A 17,648-nucleotide genomic window follows, 5' to 3' on the forward strand; every position below is an offset into this window, starting at 1 on the left:
GCCGAACCGCGAACACAAGGGTTCGCGGTCCGATAAGATCGCAGTCAGCTCGGCTCAATTCTTGACATGCATCTCCCACGTCGCGTGGGAAATGCCGTGTACCTTCTCAAGATGGTTGAGCACGGCGTCGAGCTCTTCCGGATTGATCGAGGTGCTGACGAGCGAGGCAACGACCTCCACCGTCTGATCGTTCTCGGATGGATCTTCCGTTTCGACCGAGGCGACCGGGTAGTGAGCGCGCTCGAGATGGTCCACCAAAGATTCTCGCACTTGCGCGACCGAGTCGGCCGCGACCGTGAGGCGCACTTCGTAATTGGCCTCGGTCGCGCGTTCGTCGAACGGAATGCGGTTGATCGCATTGACGAGCGGACGCAGCAATGTGTTGCCGGAGATGATGAGAACCGTGAGCAGGGCGGCCTCGGCGAGGTAGCCCGATCCGGCGCACCCGCCGACTGCGGCCGAGCACCACAATGTCGCGGCGGTGTTGAGACCGCGAACGTTGAAACCTTCCTTCATGATGGCGCCGGCACCGAGGAAGCCGATGCCCGAGACCACATAGGCGAGCACCCGCACGCCGCCGTCGACACCGGCCATTCGGACGGCCAGATCGACGAAGGCCGCCGCACCCAGGGCGACGAGGACATTCGTCCGCAAACCCGCCGAACGCTGCCGGTATTGCCGCTCCGCGCCGATCAACGTGCCGAGTGCCAAGGCCGCGAGCAGACAGACGGTCGTGTTGGCGAAATCGACCAAGTTGAACGTGTCGGCAATTCTCATCGGCGTCACTCGGCAATCGGGATGACATGAAGCGGGCAGGGACCGGCTGGCCGTAGCCCGCTTCTTTGTCACAGTCCATCGGAATGTCGCCGAGAGCGGAGCCCTCGCGGAAACCCGCTTAGAGCGTGTTGTTTTTTGGCGGCATCGCACAGGACCGCGACCGTCCCGGTCGCATGGGGCCGCAACACAGAAGATTGCAGTGCGACCGGGACGGTCGCGGTCCTTTAAGTCGCAGTGGGTCTCCCGGACATCATCGCTGTGCTTTCATCTCAAAGTCCGCATGCTCTAGCATCGCGGATATTTCCACGTTAGGCTTCGGCGTGGCTGCCAATTTCTCCCGTATGACACTTGCGTTTGCCTCGGCCCTGATGACGGGTGTGGCGGTGCTCGTCCTCCTCGCCAGTGCGGTCTGGGGCGCCCTGGCGCTCTGGTATTGTCTTGAGCCGCGCCCCTACGCAAACGGCATTGCCGCGCTGCTATGGCCGATTTTCTGCCTCGTCCTGCTCGTCAGCTATTGGCGTGGCTGGCGCTTGCGCGCGGCCTTGGCCTATGCGCTCGGCATGGCGCTGCTGCTGCTGTGGTGGGGAACAATCGTGCCGTCCAACGCCCGCGATTGGACGCCGGATGTCGCGCGCAATCTGCACGGGGACCTGGAGGGTGATAGTCTCACCCTCACCAACCTGCGCAATTTCGATTGGCGCAGCGAGACCGACTTCACGCCCCATTGGGAGACACGCCGCTACGATCTTTCCAAGTTGCAGTCGGTCGATCTCATCGCTGACTATTGGATGGGCGAGGCGATCGCCCATATCCTGGTGAGTTATGGGTTCTCCGACGGGCAATATCTCGTCTGGTCGACCGAAGTGCGCAAGCACGAAGGGCAAAGCTTCTCCGTCGTCGCCGGCTTCTTCAAACAAAGCGAGCTGGTCATTCTCGCCGGCGACGAGCGGGACTTCCTGCGCCTGCGCACCAACGTCCGCAAAGAAGACTTGCGCATCTATCGGGTCATGCTGCCGGTGGCCATCGCCCGTGCCGTGTTGCTCCACTATGTCGATGAGGCCAATAAGCTCGCCATACATCCGCGCTGGTACAATACGCTCACCACCAATTGCACGACCGTGGTGTTCGACGTGACGCGTATGGTCGAAACGGGCATTCCCCTCGATTGGCGCGTCTTGTTCAGTGGTTACTTCCCCAATTACGCCTACGACCATCAGGCGCTCGATCAATCGCTGCCGTTCGATATTCTGCTGGAGAAAGCGAAGTTCTCGCAACGCGGCCAAGCGGCGGATTCTTTGCCGTCGGCGGAATTTTCCCGCGCCATCCGTGCCGGCGTACCCGGCATTCCCCAAAACTGAGATTTTGTGCCTTGCATAAAGAAGACCGGCAACCCGGCCGGTCCTTACGCAGAAGGGCCCGGGAGACACATTCCCGGCGAAAGGATTATCACTTCGTGACACGCACCGCGCGGTTCATGTACCAGGCCAGTGCCAAAAAATTGCATCCGGCAACAATTGCTAAACTGAGTTCGATCGCATGAAACATCGCTGACCTCACGATCTCCCGCCATTGAAATAGCAGCGGGATGAGTAATCCTAGGCTTCAAGGCGAAAACGGTCAATATGTGAACGCTTATACGTATACGAGCGACCGTGGCTCGGTCTGAAATGCAAGAAGCGCCAGTGAAAAAGGCCAAAGCCCGATTGCGCGGAAGCCTGCGATTTGCCGGCGCGAGCCATCGCTATCTCCTTGTTGGCCGCCACGCCGACCTATATAGCTTGCTTTCATTGGATAACTCAGCCCGCAGGATCGCGCATGAATCCCGAACTCGAAAGCTTGCTGCTCGAACATTTCAAGAGTTTCAAGGCGAGCCAGGACCTGATCGAGCGCAAGCTCGACGAACTCGGCCACCGCATCCGCAGCTTGGAAACGGCTTTCGAGAAATCGCAAGAGGAGCCGCATATTGCCGCGGGCGACGGCGCCCATCCGGATCATCGGCCGGACGCAAAGGCGATCCTGCCCTCGCAGTCCGAACATATCCTGGCCCAGGCCGGGATCGGAACGGTCCCGGGCCATCGCGATTGATTTAGCCGGCGGAGGGGTGACAAGCCAGCCGCTTTGCGCTAGATAGGCGTGATGATCCACACCGCCGCCAGCACCTTTTTCTGGTTTTATGCTTATCCCAAGCCGCTGGCGGAGGGAGGATGGCGCACGATCTGAAACGGATCAAACGTTAAACCCACCAACCGCCGGTTCCGGCGGTTTTTTTATGCCGCCGGTCCCGCTCAACGCCAAGGACCTGCCCCGTGCCTATCTCAACCGACGACCTTCGCATCCGCGACATTCACGAGCTCAGCCCGCCCGACGCCATCATGCGCGAAATCGCCCGCACCGATGCGGCGAGCGGTACGGTGGCAGACGCCCGCCGCGCCGTGCACCGCATTCTGCATGGCGAGGACGACCGCCTGATCGTCGTGATCGGCCCCTGTTCGATCCACGATCCCAAGGCCGCGATGGACTATGCCCATCGCCTGCGGGCGCAGCGCGACCGGTTGGGCAACGAGCTTGAAATCGTCATGCGGGTCTATTTCGAGAAGCCGCGCACCACGGTGGGGTGGAAGGGGCTGATCAACGATCCCGATCTCGACGAGACCTTCGCGATCGACAAGGGCCTGCGCATCGCACGCCGCCTTTTGCGCGACATCAACGAGCTCGGCCTGCCGGCCGGCTGCGAATTCCTTGATATGATTACGCCGCAATATATCGCCGACCTTGTCGGTTGGGGTGCCATCGGGGCGCGCACCACCGAGAGCCAGGTGCACCGCGAACTCGCCTCCGGCCTCTCCTGCCCGGTCGGGTTCAAGAACGGCACCGACGGCAACGTGCGCATCGCCATCGACGCCATCCGTGCCGCCTCGCAGCCGCACCATTTCATGGCTGTGACCAAGCACGGCCATGTCGGCATTGCGGCGACCAGCGGCAATGAAGATTGCCACATCATCCTGCGCGGCGGCCATACGCCCAATTACAGTGCCACCCATGTGGATGCCGCCTGCACCGAACTCGCCAAGGCTAATCTGCGGCCGCAGGTTATGATCGATGCGAGCCATGCCAACAGTTCGAAAAAGCCGGAAAACCAACCGCTCGTCATCGCCGACGTGGCGCGGCAGATCGAGGCGGGCGATGCGCGCATCACTGGCGTCATGGTCGAGAGCAATCTTGTCGCGGGACGGCAGGATCTCATGCCCGGCAAGCCGCTCGTCTACGGCCAGAGCATCACGGACGGCTGCATCGATTGGGACACGTCGGTCTCGGTGCTGGAGCGCTTGGCGCAGGCCGTCGCGATCCGGCGCGAAAAAAATCGCGCCGCTGTCGAAATGCCCGTTCTTCAAACGTCACCTGTTTGAGAGCATGATGGCATCCGGCCCTCACGCTCGTAACAGGAGAGACAAATGCAACATTTGCTGATGATCTACGGCGACGAGTCCAAGATGCTGGCGAACCCGCCGGAGGCGGTGGCGGAAATAACGGCGGCTTACGCCGCCTATACCGAGGCGCTGCAAAAGGCCGGCGTATGGGTGGGCGGCAACCGCCTGCGCCCGACGTCGACCGGTACCGTCGTGCGGGCGCCGAACGGCACGGCGAGCGTGCTCAACGGTCCTTATGCCGAAACCAAGGAGCAGCTCGGCGGTTATTATCTGATCGACGTGCCGGATCTGGACGCGGCACTGTCCTGGGCCAGCAAATGTCCCGGCGCGAAATACGGCACGATGGAAGTACGCCCGATCTGGCCGGTCTACTGAACGTACCCTCGCCGACAGGCCACGCTTCTGAGGCAGCATGCACCAGCCCGACGCATGTCTTGAGGCCGAGGCCGTCGCGCGGCGGTCCTACGGCAAGCTGATCGCGCTCCTCGCGGCGCGCGATCACGATGTCGCGGCGGCGGAAGATGCCTTGTCGGAGGCCTTCGCCGCTGCGCTCGAATCCTGGCCCCGCGACGTCATCCCCGCCAATCCGGAAGCGTGGCTGATGCGTGTGGCGCAGCGGCGCATGATTGACATGGCGCGCCGCAAAGCGAGCGCCGCCGCCCAGGAACCCTATCTTCTTCTCCTCGCGCAGGAAACGAGCGCCATGGCGGACGACGAGCGCCACATTCCCGACCACCGGCTCGCCCTGATGTTCGCGTGCGCCCATCCCGCGCTCGATGCGCAGGTGCGCGCGCCCCTCATTTTGCAGGCCGTGCTCGGCTTCGATGCGGCCATGATCTCCGCTGCCTTCATGGTCGCGCCGGCCACGATGAGCCAGCGCCTGGTACGCGCCAAGACCAAGATCCGTCAGGCTGGCATCCCGTTCCGGGTTCCGGACGCGGAGGAGTTGCCGGGCCGGCTGGCGACAGTGCTCGACGCGATTTATGCCGTCTATGCCGAAGGCTGGCCGGAGCCGGGCGGCGCCGGCCGGCGGCACGATTTGGCGCAAGAGGGCATCTGGCTGGCTCGCCTCGTGGGAGACCTCATGCCCGACGAGCCGGAAGCACTCGGCCTGCTGGCGCTGATGCTGCATGCCGAGGCGCGGCGGAACGCCCGGCGTGATGGGAGCGGCGCCTATGTGCCCCTCGCCGAACAGGATGTGCGCCTCTGGCGCGCGGACATGATCGCGGAGGCCGAGGCAACACTGCTCCGCGCGAGCCGGCTCGGCCGCATTGGGCGCTATCAATTGGAGGCGGCGGTACAATCGGCGCATGCGGCGCGGCGCCTCTCGGGCAAAACCGATTGGTCGGCTATTTTGACGCTCTATGACGCGCTAATCCAGCTTTCGGACTCGCCGGTGCTGGTGCTGAACCGCGCCGTCGCCTTGAGCGAGATCGAAGGCCCTGCCGCCGCTCTGCTGGCGCTGGACGCCATCCATGACGATCCGCGCCTTGCCGATTACCAATCTTATTGGGCGGCGCGCGCTCGCCTGCTTGCGGCGACCGGCGCGTTTTTCGAAGCCGATACCGCTTATGCCAAGGCGATCGAACTCGAACCAGACCCGGCCGTGCGCGATTTTCTCCGCGGCGCGCGCATGCGACTACGGGTCTAGAGAATTTTCGTTCTTTCAGAATCGGAAAATTCTCTAACATCTTGTTTTATTGTATTTTCTTAATCGAAAAGTCGAACAACTTTTCTGGAAGATGTTTTAGATCACGGTGTGGACGTCGAGAGATCGCGGCGCTCCGGCCAAGTCCCGTAATAGGCAATCGATCCCGGCGAGGTCGCGGCGAGCACGAGGAATCCACCGGCCAGGCCGATGTTTTTCATGAGTTCGACCGGATCGCCGCCATGCACCACCACGCCGGTCAGAACGCACCAAACAGCCAGCAGAATGCCGACGATCCGGGTCTGATAGCCGATGGCCACGGCAATGCCGCCGACCACTTCGCACAGCGCGATCAGATAGGTCAGAAGGAGCGGTGCCGGTAGCCCTAAATTCCCAAGCATGCCGGAAAGCGGCCCCGCGAACGCACCGAATTTTCCCGCGCCGCTGACGATGAACAGCACGGACAGCAAGATCCGGCCAATGAGAAGGAAGACGTTGTTCATGACGAGATTCCGTTGTTGCGCCTCGCATCTATTTAACGTGGCTCGATTGATTGACTATATGGATATTTTGGAACACATTTATCCATGATGTGAACGAATAAGATCATGACCGACCTGAACGATATCGGCTTGTTCGTCCAAGTCGTCCGCTGGGGCAGCTTCTCGGAAGCCGGCCGGCAACTCGGCATTCCAGCCAATACGGTCAGCCGCCGCATCCAGGATCTCGAAATGCGGCTCGGCGCACGGCTGATGCAGCGCTCGACGCGCAAGCTGACCCTGACCGATGCCGGCCGCTCCTTTCACGCGCGCTGCGCGGCGGCGGTCGACAATCTGGAACAGGCCAGCATGGACCTGATGGCCGGCAGCCAGGTGCCGAGCGGTCTGTTGCGCGTCGCCGCGTCAGCCAGCTTCTTCGACGTGTACAAAATGCACTGGATCGCCGAGTTCCAAGCAAAATACCCACTCATAAAACTGGAGTTTTTGCTGGAGGACGCGTTCGCCGATCTCATCGCCCAGCGAATCGATGTGGCTTTGCGTGGCGGCCAGGCGCGAGACGCCGATTATGTGGCGCGGCGGGTGCTTGCGGCGCCTGCCATTTTCGTCGCTAGCCCCGACTATCTCGCCAAACACGGCACACCGCGCGCACTTGCCGATCTCGCGCAGCACGATTGTCTTGTCGTGGAGCAGTCGCACGGTGCCACCACTTGGCGCGTGCAAGGCCTGAACGGCGAAGAGACGATCGAAGTCATGGGCCGTTTCGCAGCGAACACCATACAAGTGCTGGGCAAGGCGGCGCTTGCAGGCCTCGGCATCGCACTGCTCCCCGGCATGTTTGTGGCGTCCGACCTTGCCGCCGGCCACCTGATGCGCGTGCTGCCGCAGTACAGCCGGGTCGATTTGGCGATGAACGTCGTTTACCCGACCAACCGGCAGGTTTCGCGTGCGGTCCAGGTTTTCGTCGATTCGGTCGTCGCCAACGTGGAGCGGGAAGTCGCGCGCCTCATGGCGCCGGCCGATTGACCGGTGATTGCCTTGGTTCGGAGAGTCGTCCGTGCGCCGGGTAACAACCCGGCGTGAAGGCTCCACCCCATTGACCAATCATCGGCTAGGACCCAACTGCCAAGGTCCCTGGCACGAAGAGCAAAAGACGATCTGAAAAAACTTGACATTATATCAAGTTTTGTCCATAACGACTATCGACACCACACTGGCATTCAACCGGGACTAATGACACATGGCCGCAGCGCGCCACGACCTCGAAACAACCTACATCAACGAATGGGTAGAGACGGGCGTTTATGAGTTGGTGGTCAACACCACCGTTTCGGCGCAGATGCGACGGCAGGGAATAGATCTCGTCGATGTCAATCATGTGCTGCGAACGGGTCGTGTCGTTCGCAGCGATATGATTGGACGGCGCGGCCTTTGGGATGTTCTAGGAACAACAGTCGAAGACATATCTGTGGGGATAAGAGTCGCGGTTGTGTCGTCGGAATATGAGGTGGAATTATTACAAGTCGTGAAAGTGAAGAGGAGCAGGAAATGAACGTAGTCGAGCATGGGGCTATGGGGTTGACCCGTGTTGTCGATCAGTTCGAAGCGATTGATCTCAAAGCACCGTTTAAGGTTGTCTTGCACAACTCAGTCAAGGTGACCGTTGATAAGACGACACGCGAACCCGTCAGTTACAGGATTCCTGATCTTGACGGATTGCTTCGAGCAGTCGTCATCGCAAGGATTTTGCACCCACGCAAACTCTTCGGCCCTGATATAAAATTTCTCAGGAAAGCCGTATCGCTGAAGCAAAAGGAGCTAGCAAGCAAGATCGAACTATCCGTGGAGCATCTGTCAAGATGCGAGAGCAGTACTCAAGTGCTAGCGCCATCTACTGAAAAACTACTTCGGATTTTTGTTCTGAAGACGGCGATGAAACTTTACAAAATAAAGGCGTGTGATGCGAAGGCTAAATTGGAAGATGCTTTGGATCGGCTGTTCGACGTTATTAAACCGGTTTCGGTCTTCGATGTGAACGAGTGCCTTGAACTGCATTTCCACCGGTCGCGACCACTCAAAGATGCGGGCGGAAATGAAATCGATGATGGTACTTGGGATGGAGAGCCGGAAGCAGCCTAACCGGAATGCCGATTCGTCCAGTCAAGCCCGCGCTCTCCCGGCGCGGGCTTTTCATTAGTGTAAAATTATGCGGTACTCCATGAACCTCGGACCTCGCCATCCCTTTTGCCCTTCCAGACGGCCGGTACCTCAGATGGACAACATCCGGGCAATTTTAAGAGACTAAATAAATATAAAAAATATCAATATATTGTCCGAATATTGCCCGCTTTTGATGTCTTAGCCAGCAACCACGCGGGCCGCGATCGCGTCAGCCACCGCAAGCGTGTGCCGCGCCATATCCGCATGCAGGCGCTCCACCATTTTGCCGTCGAGCTGCAGAGCCCCCTTGTTGGCGTTTTCGGGCAGGTCGAAAGCGCCCACGATTTTGCGCGCCCAGGCGACCTCTGCGGTTCCGGGAGCGAAGACCTCGTTGCAGATGCTAAGCTGGTTGGGGTGAATCAGCGTCTTGCCGTCCATGCCGAGGTCCCGGCCCTGTTCGCATTCGGCGCGAAAACCGGCTTCGTCGGCAAAATTGTTCCACACCCCGTCGAGAATCTCGACGCCATGCGCGCGGGCGGCGGCGACGCAGGTCATCAGCCAGGGCAGCATGCCGGCGCGGCCAGGCACGAGGCGGGCGCGCGTCTCCTTGGCGAGGTCATTGGTCCCCATCACGAACACGCTGAGCGCCGTCGTCTGGCCCGCGGCGGCGATTTCGGCGGCCTGCAACATAGCGAGCGGCGTTTCCATCATCGCCCACAGGCCGACCGCGGATGCGCCTTGCGCCTTCAGCAGCGCATCGGCCTCCTGCACCTGCGGGGCGTTCGAGACTTTGGGGATCAACACCGCATCAGGCCGGGCGGCGGCGGCCGCTTCGAGATCCGCTTTGCCCCATTCGGTGGTAAGGCCGTTGATGCGGATCACCACCTCGCGCGGTCCGTAGCCGCCGGCCCGTACGGCGGCGCAGACCTGATCGCGCGCCAGCACCTTGGCGTCGGGGGCGACGGCGTCCTCGAGGTCCAAAATCAGGGCATCCGCTGCCAGCGTCCGTGCCTTCTCCAGCGCCCGGGCGTTGGAGCCGGGCATGTAGAGGGCAGAGCGGCGCGGGCGGATCATATGGGACTCCCTAAAATCGACACGGCCCACCTTAGCCGCCAAGAGCTGTAAAGCAATCCGACGGGCCGCCTTTGCCTCGCCCGCCCGTGCAGGCTATAGAGGACGGGGTCGTCCGTGATGCGAGGTGGTTATGCGTCTGTCCAAGATCGTCCTGGCTGTCCTGCCGCTCGTCGCTGCAAGTGCGGCCCATGCCCAGGTCGTCGTGCCGCCGAGCAAGGCGCTGCCGCGTGTCCAAGTCACCTTCACGGTTCCGGTAATCATCCCGCCGAACACGCCGCCGGATCAGGTGCTGGAAATGACGGCGGCGGCGCGGAAAACGATCTATGCCGCGATCAATAAGGAATGCGACAATATCGTTGCCGCCTTTCACACCGGCTGCCGCCCTTCCGGTCTTATCAATATCAACTCCATGCCGGCCGGCCCGATCTATGGTGCACTGCCGATGACTTTGAACGTGACCGCGACGGTCCCGTTCGACCTGTCGCCCGATACACCGGCGAACAAGAACAGCCAGACCGACCCGCTCTGACCGGCGGCCCTGACATCATCTGAGCGAAAGCGCAAGGACTGCCGATGAGCAACGATAATGAACCGCGCGCCCATGCCAGTGCTTTCCCCGAGCGGCTGATCGAAGGCTATCAGGCGTTTTTGGGCACGCGCCTTGCCAACGAGCAGAAGCGCTACGAGGAGCTTGCAACCGTCGGGCAAAGCCCGCGCATTCTTCTGATCGGCTGCTGCGACAGCCGCGTGTCGCCGGAGGTAATTTTCGATGCCGGTCCGGGTGAGATTTTCGTGCTGCGCAATGTCGCCAATCTTGTGCCGCCTTACCGGCCGAACGACGATTATCACGGCACCTCCTCGGCTCTCGAATTCGCCGTCATGGGCCTTCGGGTCGAGCATGTGGTGGTGCTCGGCCATGCGCAGTGCGGGGGCGTGAAGGCCTATGCGGAGGGCGAAGCCGATCCGTATAAGCGGCCCTTGTCGCCGGGGGATTTCATTGGCGGCTGGATGCGGCTGATCGCGCCGGCGGCGGAACGGATCGGCCCGCCGACCCAACCTCTGCCCGACTATGTCGAAAAGCTGGCAAAGGAATCGATCAAGCAGAGTCTCGTCAATCTGCGCACGTTCCCGTGGGTGAAAAATCTCGAAGATCGCGGCATTCTGCATTTGCACGGCGCCTATTTCGGCGTGGCGACCGGCAAGCTGCTCGCGCTCGACGAAGGGCACGGCACGTTCGTGCCTATTGCCGAAGAACAGCATGCAGCCGTTACCGCGCAGCCGAGATTCTAAAGCGGCGTTATTCCAGATCGCCCTTCAACCGCGACCCCTGGAGCTCGCCCGCGGCATCGAGAATCTGATAGGCGACCGAAGTGATGTGGCTGTTGATCCGCTTCAAATCGCGTAAGACGTCGAGATGGATCGAACTTGTCTGCACCGTTTCGATCCGGCCCTCGCGCAGACGCGCGAAATGCTTGTCCGCGGCGACCCGCTCGATATCGCGCAGCGCCACCTTTTCGGCGATTAGCCGGCGGGCGAGCGTGATGTTGCCGGTCGTGAAGATGTTGAGCGCCAGACGCAAGTTCGACACGACATGGGCATGAACGCGCCGGATATCGGCGATTCCCTCGGCGGAAAAGCTCAGCTGATTCTTGATCTTCTTGGCCGCGAGCTCCATCAGATTCTTGTCGATAATATCGCCCATATGTTCGAGATTGGTCGCGAAAGCGAGAATATCGACATAGCGCTGCGCCTCGTCCTCCGACAATTCGCTGCGCGAGATCTGCATGAGATAATGCTTGATCGCTTCGTATAATGTGTCGACCTCGTCGTCGGCCGACGCGACCTGTTTCATCAGCTTCTGGTCGTCGTTTTCCAGGACCAGAATGGCGTTGCGCAACATCACCTCGATCTTGTCGCCGACATGCAGCACCTCGCGCAGCGCATCGGCCAAAGCTACGGGCGGTTGGTCGAGCACGTTCTCATCGAGATAGCGCGGCCCGACGGTTTCCGCCTGCTGCGGCGGATCGGGCAAAAGACGGCTGCACAGATTGGCCAAGGCATCGCAGAACGGCAGCGCGAGGATCGCGGCAAGCACATTGTAGGCGGTGTGGAAATTGATCACGACACGAGCCGGTGCGGATTCCATCAGGCCGAGCCCGCCGGCAACCGGCCCGAGCACCGCCAGGAGCGGCAGGGCGACCACGAGGCGGACGATCAGATTGCCCAGCGGCAACCGCCGCACGGCGGGGGCCGCGGCCGATTGTTCGACATAAGGGGTGAAGGCACCGCCGAGATTGGCGCCGAGCACCAGGGCGAGCGCTGCCGGTATCGGCAGCGCGCCGGCCGCGGCAAGCGCCATCACGATCAGCACGACGCTAAGGCTCGAATGCACGGCCCAGGTGATCAGCGCTGCGACCAAAACGGCGATGACCGGCGCGCCGGACATGCTGCCGAGCACCATTTTAAAGGCGGCGGATTGGGTCAGCGGCGTCACGGCAAGGTCGATATGAGTGAGGCCGAGCATGATCAGACCGAGGCCGATCGCCATGCGGCCAAGGCCTTTGAGCTTGCCGGCCTCGCTCGCCGTATGCAGTGCGACCCCGACAAAAACCAGCACCGCCCAGACCGCTTTGACGTCGAAGGACAGGATCTGTGCGGCCAAGGTCGTGCCGACATTGGCGCCGAGCATGATGGCGAGGCCGACGCTAAGCGACAATTGTCCGCGCCCGATGAGCGCCGAGGTGAGCAGCGACGTGGCCATCGACGATTGGATGACCGCCGTGATCGTGGCGCCGGTCGTCAACGCGGCCACGCGGCTGCGGCTGCAAGCGGCAATCATCCGTCGCAAGGCGGCGCCGAACGCGCGCGTGGCGCCGGTGCGCACCATGCGGATCCCCCAGTAGAGCAGCGCGACGCTGCCCATCATGTGCAGCAGAAGTTGAGTAGCGTTCACAAAATGCAGTCCCTGAAACAAAATGATAACGGGCAGGCATGGCCATCTCGAATTTATGACAGTTTTATGACAATAATTCGCGCATACTGAACTCGATCCGAACGGCAGCATTCCAAAAGCGACAAGCGGCCACATCGGCCAAATGGCCATGCTTGCAAAACTTAAGTCTTGCCGTAATCTTGCCGGACTTTCCGCAGACGCGCTCGAGGGAGTATCGGGCTTGGCCCTTGATCTCTTTAACTACAGCAATCCGCGCGCCAACGTCTTGACCGACGACAATACGATTTTGTCGCATTTCAGCGATGCCGAATGGACGGAATTGCTGAAAGTGATGGAGCGGCGGCGTTTTGCGCCGGGCACGCTCATCCTTGAGGCGGGGAGCAGCGACCGCACCCTCTATATCATTGCCGCCGGCGACGTGGACGTCGTCGCCACGACCACGGCCGGTGTGCAGCATCTCGCCGTGATCGGCGAGGGATCGGTGTTTGGCGAAATGGCGTTTTTCGACGGCGGCCCACGCTCGGCGGATATTCTGGCCCGCGGCGAGGTCGAGGTCCTGGCATTGCAGCAGGACCGTTTCGAACAGCTCGTCGCCTGGCATCCGCGCATCGCCACCAAATTGCTGATGGATCTGGGACGCGTGCTCAGCCGCCGTCTCCGCCACGTCAACCAACTTGTCTAGGCCTGGCCTAACCTTTGTTTTAGTGCATTTGCCAATTGAACGTCGATGGATTTGCGGACGCGCGCAGGAGTGGGGGCTTCATGTCTGTTGCGGCGGCGGGTAAGCTTTTTGTCAATTATACGAAAATGCCACGGCGCATCCCGCTCGCGGTGTGGGTTGCGTTGCGTACTCTCGTGCTGGCCGGCACCATCGGCCTCGCCGTTGTGCTGACCCTTTGGCCCGAGATCGGCTTGCGGCTTTTCTGGGGTTTGGCCATTCCGGTGCTGCCGGGCGTCTTCGCACTGGCGCCAGGCGTGTGGCGGCAAGTCTGCCCGATGGCGACGCTCAACCAGATGCCGCGCCAAGGCGGTTTCACCCAAGGGCGCGATCTGCCGGAGCAGGCGAAAACTTGGGCTTTCGCAATCGCCGTTGCCTTTTTCTTCGGCACGATCGCATTGCGTGCGCCCTTACTGAATGCAAGCCCCGCGCTGGTGGCGATCGGCATCGTTCTCGTTTTGGCACTCGCCTTTCTCGGCGGCCTCGTCTTCAAGGGACGCAGCGGCTGGTGCGGAACATTCTGTCCGCTCGGACCGATCCAGCGTGATTACGGTCATGCGCCCCTTGCCGTAGTTCGTAACGGCTTTTGCGACACCTGCCTCGGTTGTCAGAAGAATTGTTACGATTTCAATCCGCGCGCAGCGGTCTTCAGCGATCTTTATGATGAAGATCCGCGCTATTCCGGCCAGCGCCGTTTTTTCATGGCGATGATGCCGGGCGTCATCCTCGGATATTTTCTGCAGGACCAGGCGCCGGCTTATGGCCCATGGGTTCAATTTGCTATTCTCGTCGGAACCACGATGGGCAGCGTCGGCCTTTATCAGATGCTGACCGGGTTCCTGGGCCTCAATCTGTTTCGCACCGCCAATCTCTTTGCGGCGGCGGCGCTCGCACTGTTTTATGTCTTTAGCGGCCCCACCATTGTCAAAACCTTATCGGCCCTCGCCGATGTCGCCGTGCCGCAGGCCTTGATTGATGCGAGCCGTGCGACGGGCCTGGTCATTGCCGGACTCGTCATCTATCAGGGCTGGCGCAATGAATACGCCTATGAAGAGATGGCGCGCGCTGCCAATCATCTGCAAGTCGATCAAAGCGGCCACAGCCTGCGCGAGCGTCTCGCGACCGCCGGCGCCGCGCAAGTGCTCGAAAAAAGCTCCGGCACATCCTTTTCCGTCGCGCCCAATCAAACCCTGCTCGATGCGATGGAAGCGGCGCGCATCAAGATCAATTTCGGCTGCCGTTCGGGGCTTTGCGGCGCTGACGCGGTCGCCATACATGAAGGCAGCGGCAATCTTTCGCCTCCTGGCGAAGACGAGACCGCGACGCTGCGTCGGCTCGGCCTCGAAGGCAAAGCGCGGCTCGCCTGCATGTGCCAGGTGCGCGGGCCGGTAACGGTCGACACCAATCTGCAAAAAGCCGCGGCATCGGCCGTGATGGCGAGTGACACGGAGGACCGTGCTGCCGCGCTCGGCATTCGCCATGTCGTCATTATCGGCAACGGCGTCGCAGGACTTGGCGTTGCCGAAGCGTTGCGGCGCAAGAGCGCGTCGGTCGAAATCACGGTCATCACCGGCGAGAGCCACCATTTCTACAATCGCATGGCGATCGGCCGCGTGATTTACGGCCGCTCGGCCATGGATGGCCTGCATCTGCTGCCCGATGCGTGGTACAAGGACAACCGCGTCGATGTCTGGCGCAACACGATCGCCACTGCAGTGGATCGCGAGGCGCGTCAATTGCATCTCGGCACCGGCGAAACCCTGCCCTATGACCGGCTGGTGTTGGCGACCGGCGCCCATGCCGCAAGCCCGGGGCCGGAATACAGCCGCTACACCAACGCTTTCGTGTTGCGCGCGGCGAGTGACGCGGAAGCGGTGCGGGCCTTCGCGCAGGCCCGGCGCGCGCGCCGCGCAGTCGTGATCGGCGGCGGCGTGCTGGGGGTCGAAGCGGCGGATGCGTTGCATCATCTCGGGCTCGATGTGGTGCTGCTGCAGCGTTCCGGCCGGCTGATGGACCGTCAGCTCGATTCCACCGGCGCGGTGCGGCTCACGCAATATCTCAACAACATCGGCATCGAGGTCGTGCACAATGCGGTCGTTGCGTCGTTCAGCGGCGAGACCGAGCTTGAACAGATCGCTCTCAGCGACGGCACGATCATTACCGGCGACTTGTTCATTGCGTGCGTCGGCATCGTGCCGAATATCGAGCTCGCCAAATCCTGCGGCCTCGCGACCGGTCGCGGCATTGTCGTCGATGCGCATATGGCGACCGCAGATCCTGCGATCTTCGCCGTCGGCGACGTTGCCGAATTGCCTGGTGCGCCGGGCGGCCTCTGGCCGGTCGGTGCGGCGCAGGCGACGGCGGTCGTCTCAACCATGCTGGGGGCGCCGCAAGCCTATGAAGTGCCGCGCCTGTTGGTGCAGCTCAAATGCGACGGCATCGATCTGCGCTCCTACGGCATGCTGGAAGCGCAGGCCGGCGACGAAGTCATCAGTGCGCCGCCTGCCGAGACGGCATGGTGGTCGTTCATCTTGCGCGATCGTGAAGTGACCGGCGCGGTCTTCGTCGGACCGCCGGGATCAGGCCGTGTGTTTACGCGCGCGCTGCAAGCGCGCTGCGACCTCACTCCCGTCCTGCCTGATCTGCGCGAGGGACGCTTGGAGGCGCTGGCACGCGTGCTATAATGGTCTGCAAGAGTTGCGGCACCATGTACAGCAAGACGACAGGCGACATCGAGGTTCTCGTGACACCCGAATATCTGCCGGATCATTCCGATCCCGCGGAGGATCGTTATGTTTGGGCGTATACGATCGAAATCGTCAATCATGGCAGCGTCGAAGTGCAGCTCTTGTCGCGCCATTGGCTGATCACCGACGGGCACGGCCATCGCCAGGAGGTGCGCGGCCCAGGCGTGGTCGGCGAACAGCCAGTGCTCTCGCCGCGTACGCGGTTCCGTTACACGTCGGGCTGTCCGCTCACGACGCCGAGCGGCATCATGGTCGGCAGCTATCAAATGATCGATGCCAACGGCCATCGCTTCGACATCGCGATTCCGGCTTTTTCGCTCGATCTGCCCGATGCGAAGCCGGTGCTGAATTGATCTTCGCGCGGACGCCGGGTTAAGGTCGGAAGAGCGAAGGAGGAGTTGCGAACAGGACGCGTCATCTGTTCGTCGCAATTTCCTGTTCGTTCTTCGCTTAAGAGGAGTTCGCGTATGCAAGCCGCGCCACCGGATCGTTTGGCCAAAGCCGTTGCACTGCTGGAACATCTCATCGCATTCGACACCGAGTCGTCGAAAACCAATCTGCCGTTGATCGCCTTCGTCGAAACGTATCTGCGCGATTTGGGTGTTCCTTTCATGGTCGTGCCCAATGACAAGGGCGACAAAGCCGCGCTCTTCGCGACGATCGGCCCGATGGTCGATGACGGCATCGTGCTCTCGGGCCATACCGATGTGGTGCCGGTCGAGGGACAGGAATGGACGACCGATCCGTTCCAATTGCGCCGCGACAAGGATCGCCTCTACGGCCGCGGGTCCGTCGATATGAAAGGCTTCGCCGCGGTTGCACTGGCGATGGCGCCCGCCTTCCAGCAAGCCGCCTTGAAGCGGCCGATTCACATTCTGCTCAGCTATGACGAGGAAACGACCTGCCTCGGCCCGGTCGAGACGATCGCGCGTTTTGGCAAGGATCTGCCGCGGCCGCGCGCCGTGATCGTCGGCGAGCCGACGCTGATGCAAGTGGCCGACAGCCACAAGAGCATCTCGACCTATGACACGAGGGTGCATGGGTTCGAAGCGCATTCGGCCAAGCCCGCGCTCGGCGCGCATGCGATTGCCGCAGCGGCCGATCTCGTCAGCGAATTGTCGCGATTGCAGGACAAGCTGGAGGTGATGGGCGATCCGTCGGGTCGATTCGATCCGCCCTATGCGACCGTGCATGTGGGCAAGATTCAGGGCGGCACGGCGCGCAACATTCTCGCCAAGGAATGCACCTTCCTCTGGGAATTTCGCGGCTTGCCGGGCATGCCGGCCAATTTCGCCCTGCAGCACCTGCGGGATTATGCAACACGCGTCGCCTTGCCGAAGCTGCGCCGCTTCACCATGAATGCTTCGATCGAAACGGACGTGGAGGTAGACATTCCTTGCCTCACGGCGGAGGCCGGCTCGGTCGCCGAAACCCTGGCGCTGAAACTTAGCCAATCGAACAACACGATCGCTGTGCCTTATGCGACCGAGGGCGGGCGCTTCCAAACGGCGGGCATTCCCACCGTTGTCTGCGGCCCCGGCTCGATCGACCAGGCGCATCAGCCGGACGAATATATCGAGGTGAAGGAAGTGGAGGCGGGGCTGAAATTCATGGAGCGCCTCGCGGAAGAGATGAGCGTTTAGGCG

Annotated in this window: 18 protein-coding genes; 14 read left to right on the forward strand and 4 right to left on the reverse strand. The window is 61.5% G+C overall.

All coding sequences use genetic code 11. The features are described from left to right. Positions 1 to 54 precede the first annotated feature (54 nt). Positions 55 to 777, reverse strand: a complete 723-nt coding sequence (locus V9T28_RS21790; RefSeq protein ID WP_116401213.1) for an MgtC/SapB family protein — start codon at positions 775 to 777, stop codon at positions 55 to 57. Between the two features lie 341 nt (positions 778 to 1,118). On the opposite strand from V9T28_RS21790, the gene V9T28_RS21795 reads away from it, so the two are divergent. The 5 genes from V9T28_RS21795 (at position 1,119) to V9T28_RS21815 (ending at position 5,856) form a co-directional block, all read left to right on the forward strand. Then, positions 1,119 to 2,135, forward strand: a complete 1,017-nt coding sequence (locus V9T28_RS21795) for an Lnb N-terminal periplasmic domain-containing protein (protein ID WP_210210415.1) — start codon at positions 1,119 to 1,121, stop codon at positions 2,133 to 2,135. 457 nt (positions 2,136 to 2,592) lie between these two features. Next, a complete protein-coding gene (locus tag V9T28_RS21800) occupies positions 2,593 to 2,862 on the forward strand; it encodes a hypothetical protein (protein ID WP_116401215.1) in 270 nt (89 codons plus the stop codon). Between the two features lie 221 nt (positions 2,863 to 3,083). Further along, a complete protein-coding gene (aroG, locus tag V9T28_RS21805) occupies positions 3,084 to 4,184 on the forward strand; it encodes a 3-deoxy-7-phosphoheptulonate synthase AroG (RefSeq protein ID WP_116401216.1) in 1,101 nt (366 codons plus the stop codon). Positions 4,185 to 4,229: 45 nt separating this feature from the next. Then, positions 4,230 to 4,580 (forward strand): YciI family protein, encoded by a 351-nt coding sequence (locus V9T28_RS21810; protein ID WP_116401217.1) that lies wholly within the window; start codon positions 4,230 to 4,232, stop codon positions 4,578 to 4,580. Positions 4,581 to 4,617: 37 nt separating this feature from the next. Beyond that, positions 4,618 to 5,856 (forward strand): RNA polymerase sigma factor, encoded by a 1,239-nt coding sequence (locus V9T28_RS21815; RefSeq protein WP_116401218.1) that lies wholly within the window; start codon positions 4,618 to 4,620, stop codon positions 5,854 to 5,856. Between the two features lie 101 nt (positions 5,857 to 5,957). Here the strand turns inward: V9T28_RS21815 and V9T28_RS21820 are convergent, their stop codons facing one another. Next, on the reverse strand, positions 5,958 to 6,356 hold the full coding sequence (locus V9T28_RS21820; RefSeq protein WP_116401219.1) for a DoxX family protein: 399 nt from the start codon (positions 6,354 to 6,356) through the stop codon (positions 5,958 to 5,960). A gap of 105 nt (positions 6,357 to 6,461) precedes the next feature. On the opposite strand from V9T28_RS21820, the gene V9T28_RS21825 reads away from it, so the two are divergent. The 3 genes from V9T28_RS21825 (at position 6,462) to V9T28_RS21835 (ending at position 8,489) form a co-directional block, all read left to right on the forward strand. Further along, positions 6,462 to 7,376: a LysR family transcriptional regulator gene (locus V9T28_RS21825; RefSeq protein ID WP_116401220.1), complete on the forward strand. Its 915-nt coding sequence runs from the start codon at positions 6,462 to 6,464 to the stop codon at positions 7,374 to 7,376. 214 nt (positions 7,377 to 7,590) lie between these two features. Continuing rightward, a complete protein-coding gene (locus V9T28_RS21830) occupies positions 7,591 to 7,902 on the forward strand; it encodes a hypothetical protein (RefSeq protein WP_116401221.1) in 312 nt (103 codons plus the stop codon). Next, a complete protein-coding gene (locus V9T28_RS21835) occupies positions 7,899 to 8,489 on the forward strand; it encodes a helix-turn-helix domain-containing protein (protein WP_116401222.1) in 591 nt (196 codons plus the stop codon). The genes V9T28_RS21830 and V9T28_RS21835 overlap by 4 nt, the downstream gene beginning before the upstream one ends. A gap of 219 nt (positions 8,490 to 8,708) precedes the next feature. Here the strand turns inward: V9T28_RS21835 and V9T28_RS21840 are convergent, their stop codons facing one another. After that, positions 8,709 to 9,584 carry an HpcH/HpaI aldolase/citrate lyase family protein gene (locus tag V9T28_RS21840; RefSeq protein WP_116401223.1) on the reverse strand — a complete coding sequence of 292 codons (876 nt, stop codon included), beginning with the start codon at positions 9,582 to 9,584 and terminating at the stop codon, positions 8,709 to 8,711. 130 nt (positions 9,585 to 9,714) lie between these two features. Here V9T28_RS21840 and V9T28_RS21845 point away from each other — a divergent pair, with 130 nt between their 5' ends. Both V9T28_RS21845 and V9T28_RS21850 read left to right on the forward strand, forming a co-directional pair. Beyond that, positions 9,715 to 10,113 carry a hypothetical protein gene (locus V9T28_RS21845; protein WP_116401224.1) on the forward strand — a complete coding sequence of 133 codons (399 nt, stop codon included), beginning with the start codon at positions 9,715 to 9,717 and terminating at the stop codon, positions 10,111 to 10,113. 44 nt (positions 10,114 to 10,157) lie between these two features. Next, positions 10,158 to 10,874 (forward strand): carbonic anhydrase, encoded by a 717-nt coding sequence (locus V9T28_RS21850; RefSeq protein ID WP_116401225.1) that lies wholly within the window; start codon positions 10,158 to 10,160, stop codon positions 10,872 to 10,874. Between the two features lie 7 nt (positions 10,875 to 10,881). On the opposite strand, the gene V9T28_RS21855 is transcribed toward V9T28_RS21850, so the two are convergent. Further along, complete coding sequence (locus tag V9T28_RS21855) at positions 10,882 to 12,537, reverse strand: Na/Pi cotransporter family protein (RefSeq protein ID WP_158554811.1); 1,656 nt, start codon at positions 12,535 to 12,537, stop codon at positions 10,882 to 10,884. A gap of 220 nt (positions 12,538 to 12,757) precedes the next feature. On the opposite strand from V9T28_RS21855, the gene V9T28_RS21860 reads away from it, so the two are divergent. The 4 genes from V9T28_RS21860 to argE all read left to right on the forward strand — a co-directional run bounded on the left by V9T28_RS21860 (position 12,758) and on the right by argE (position 17,645). Further along, positions 12,758 to 13,219 (forward strand): Crp/Fnr family transcriptional regulator, encoded by a 462-nt coding sequence (locus V9T28_RS21860; protein WP_158554812.1) that lies wholly within the window; start codon positions 12,758 to 12,760, stop codon positions 13,217 to 13,219. 80 nt (positions 13,220 to 13,299) lie between these two features. Then, a complete protein-coding gene (locus V9T28_RS21865) occupies positions 13,300 to 15,939 on the forward strand; it encodes an FAD-dependent oxidoreductase (protein ID WP_116401228.1) in 2,640 nt (879 codons plus the stop codon). A 23-nt stretch (positions 15,940 to 15,962) separates the two neighbouring features. Then, positions 15,963 to 16,355, forward strand: a complete 393-nt coding sequence (gene apaG / locus V9T28_RS21870) for a Co2+/Mg2+ efflux protein ApaG (protein ID WP_116401378.1) — start codon at positions 15,963 to 15,965, stop codon at positions 16,353 to 16,355. A 114-nt stretch (positions 16,356 to 16,469) separates the two neighbouring features. After that, the gene (gene argE, locus V9T28_RS21875; protein WP_116401229.1) at positions 16,470 to 17,645 is read left to right on the forward strand and encodes an acetylornithine deacetylase; all 1,176 of its coding nucleotides are present in this window, start codon (positions 16,470 to 16,472) and stop codon (positions 17,643 to 17,645) included. Positions 17,646 to 17,648 lie beyond the last annotated feature (3 nt).

The organism is Methylovirgula sp. 4M-Z18, from assembly GCF_037890675.1.
Classification (GTDB): domain Bacteria; phylum Pseudomonadota; class Alphaproteobacteria; order Rhizobiales; family Beijerinckiaceae; genus 4M-Z18.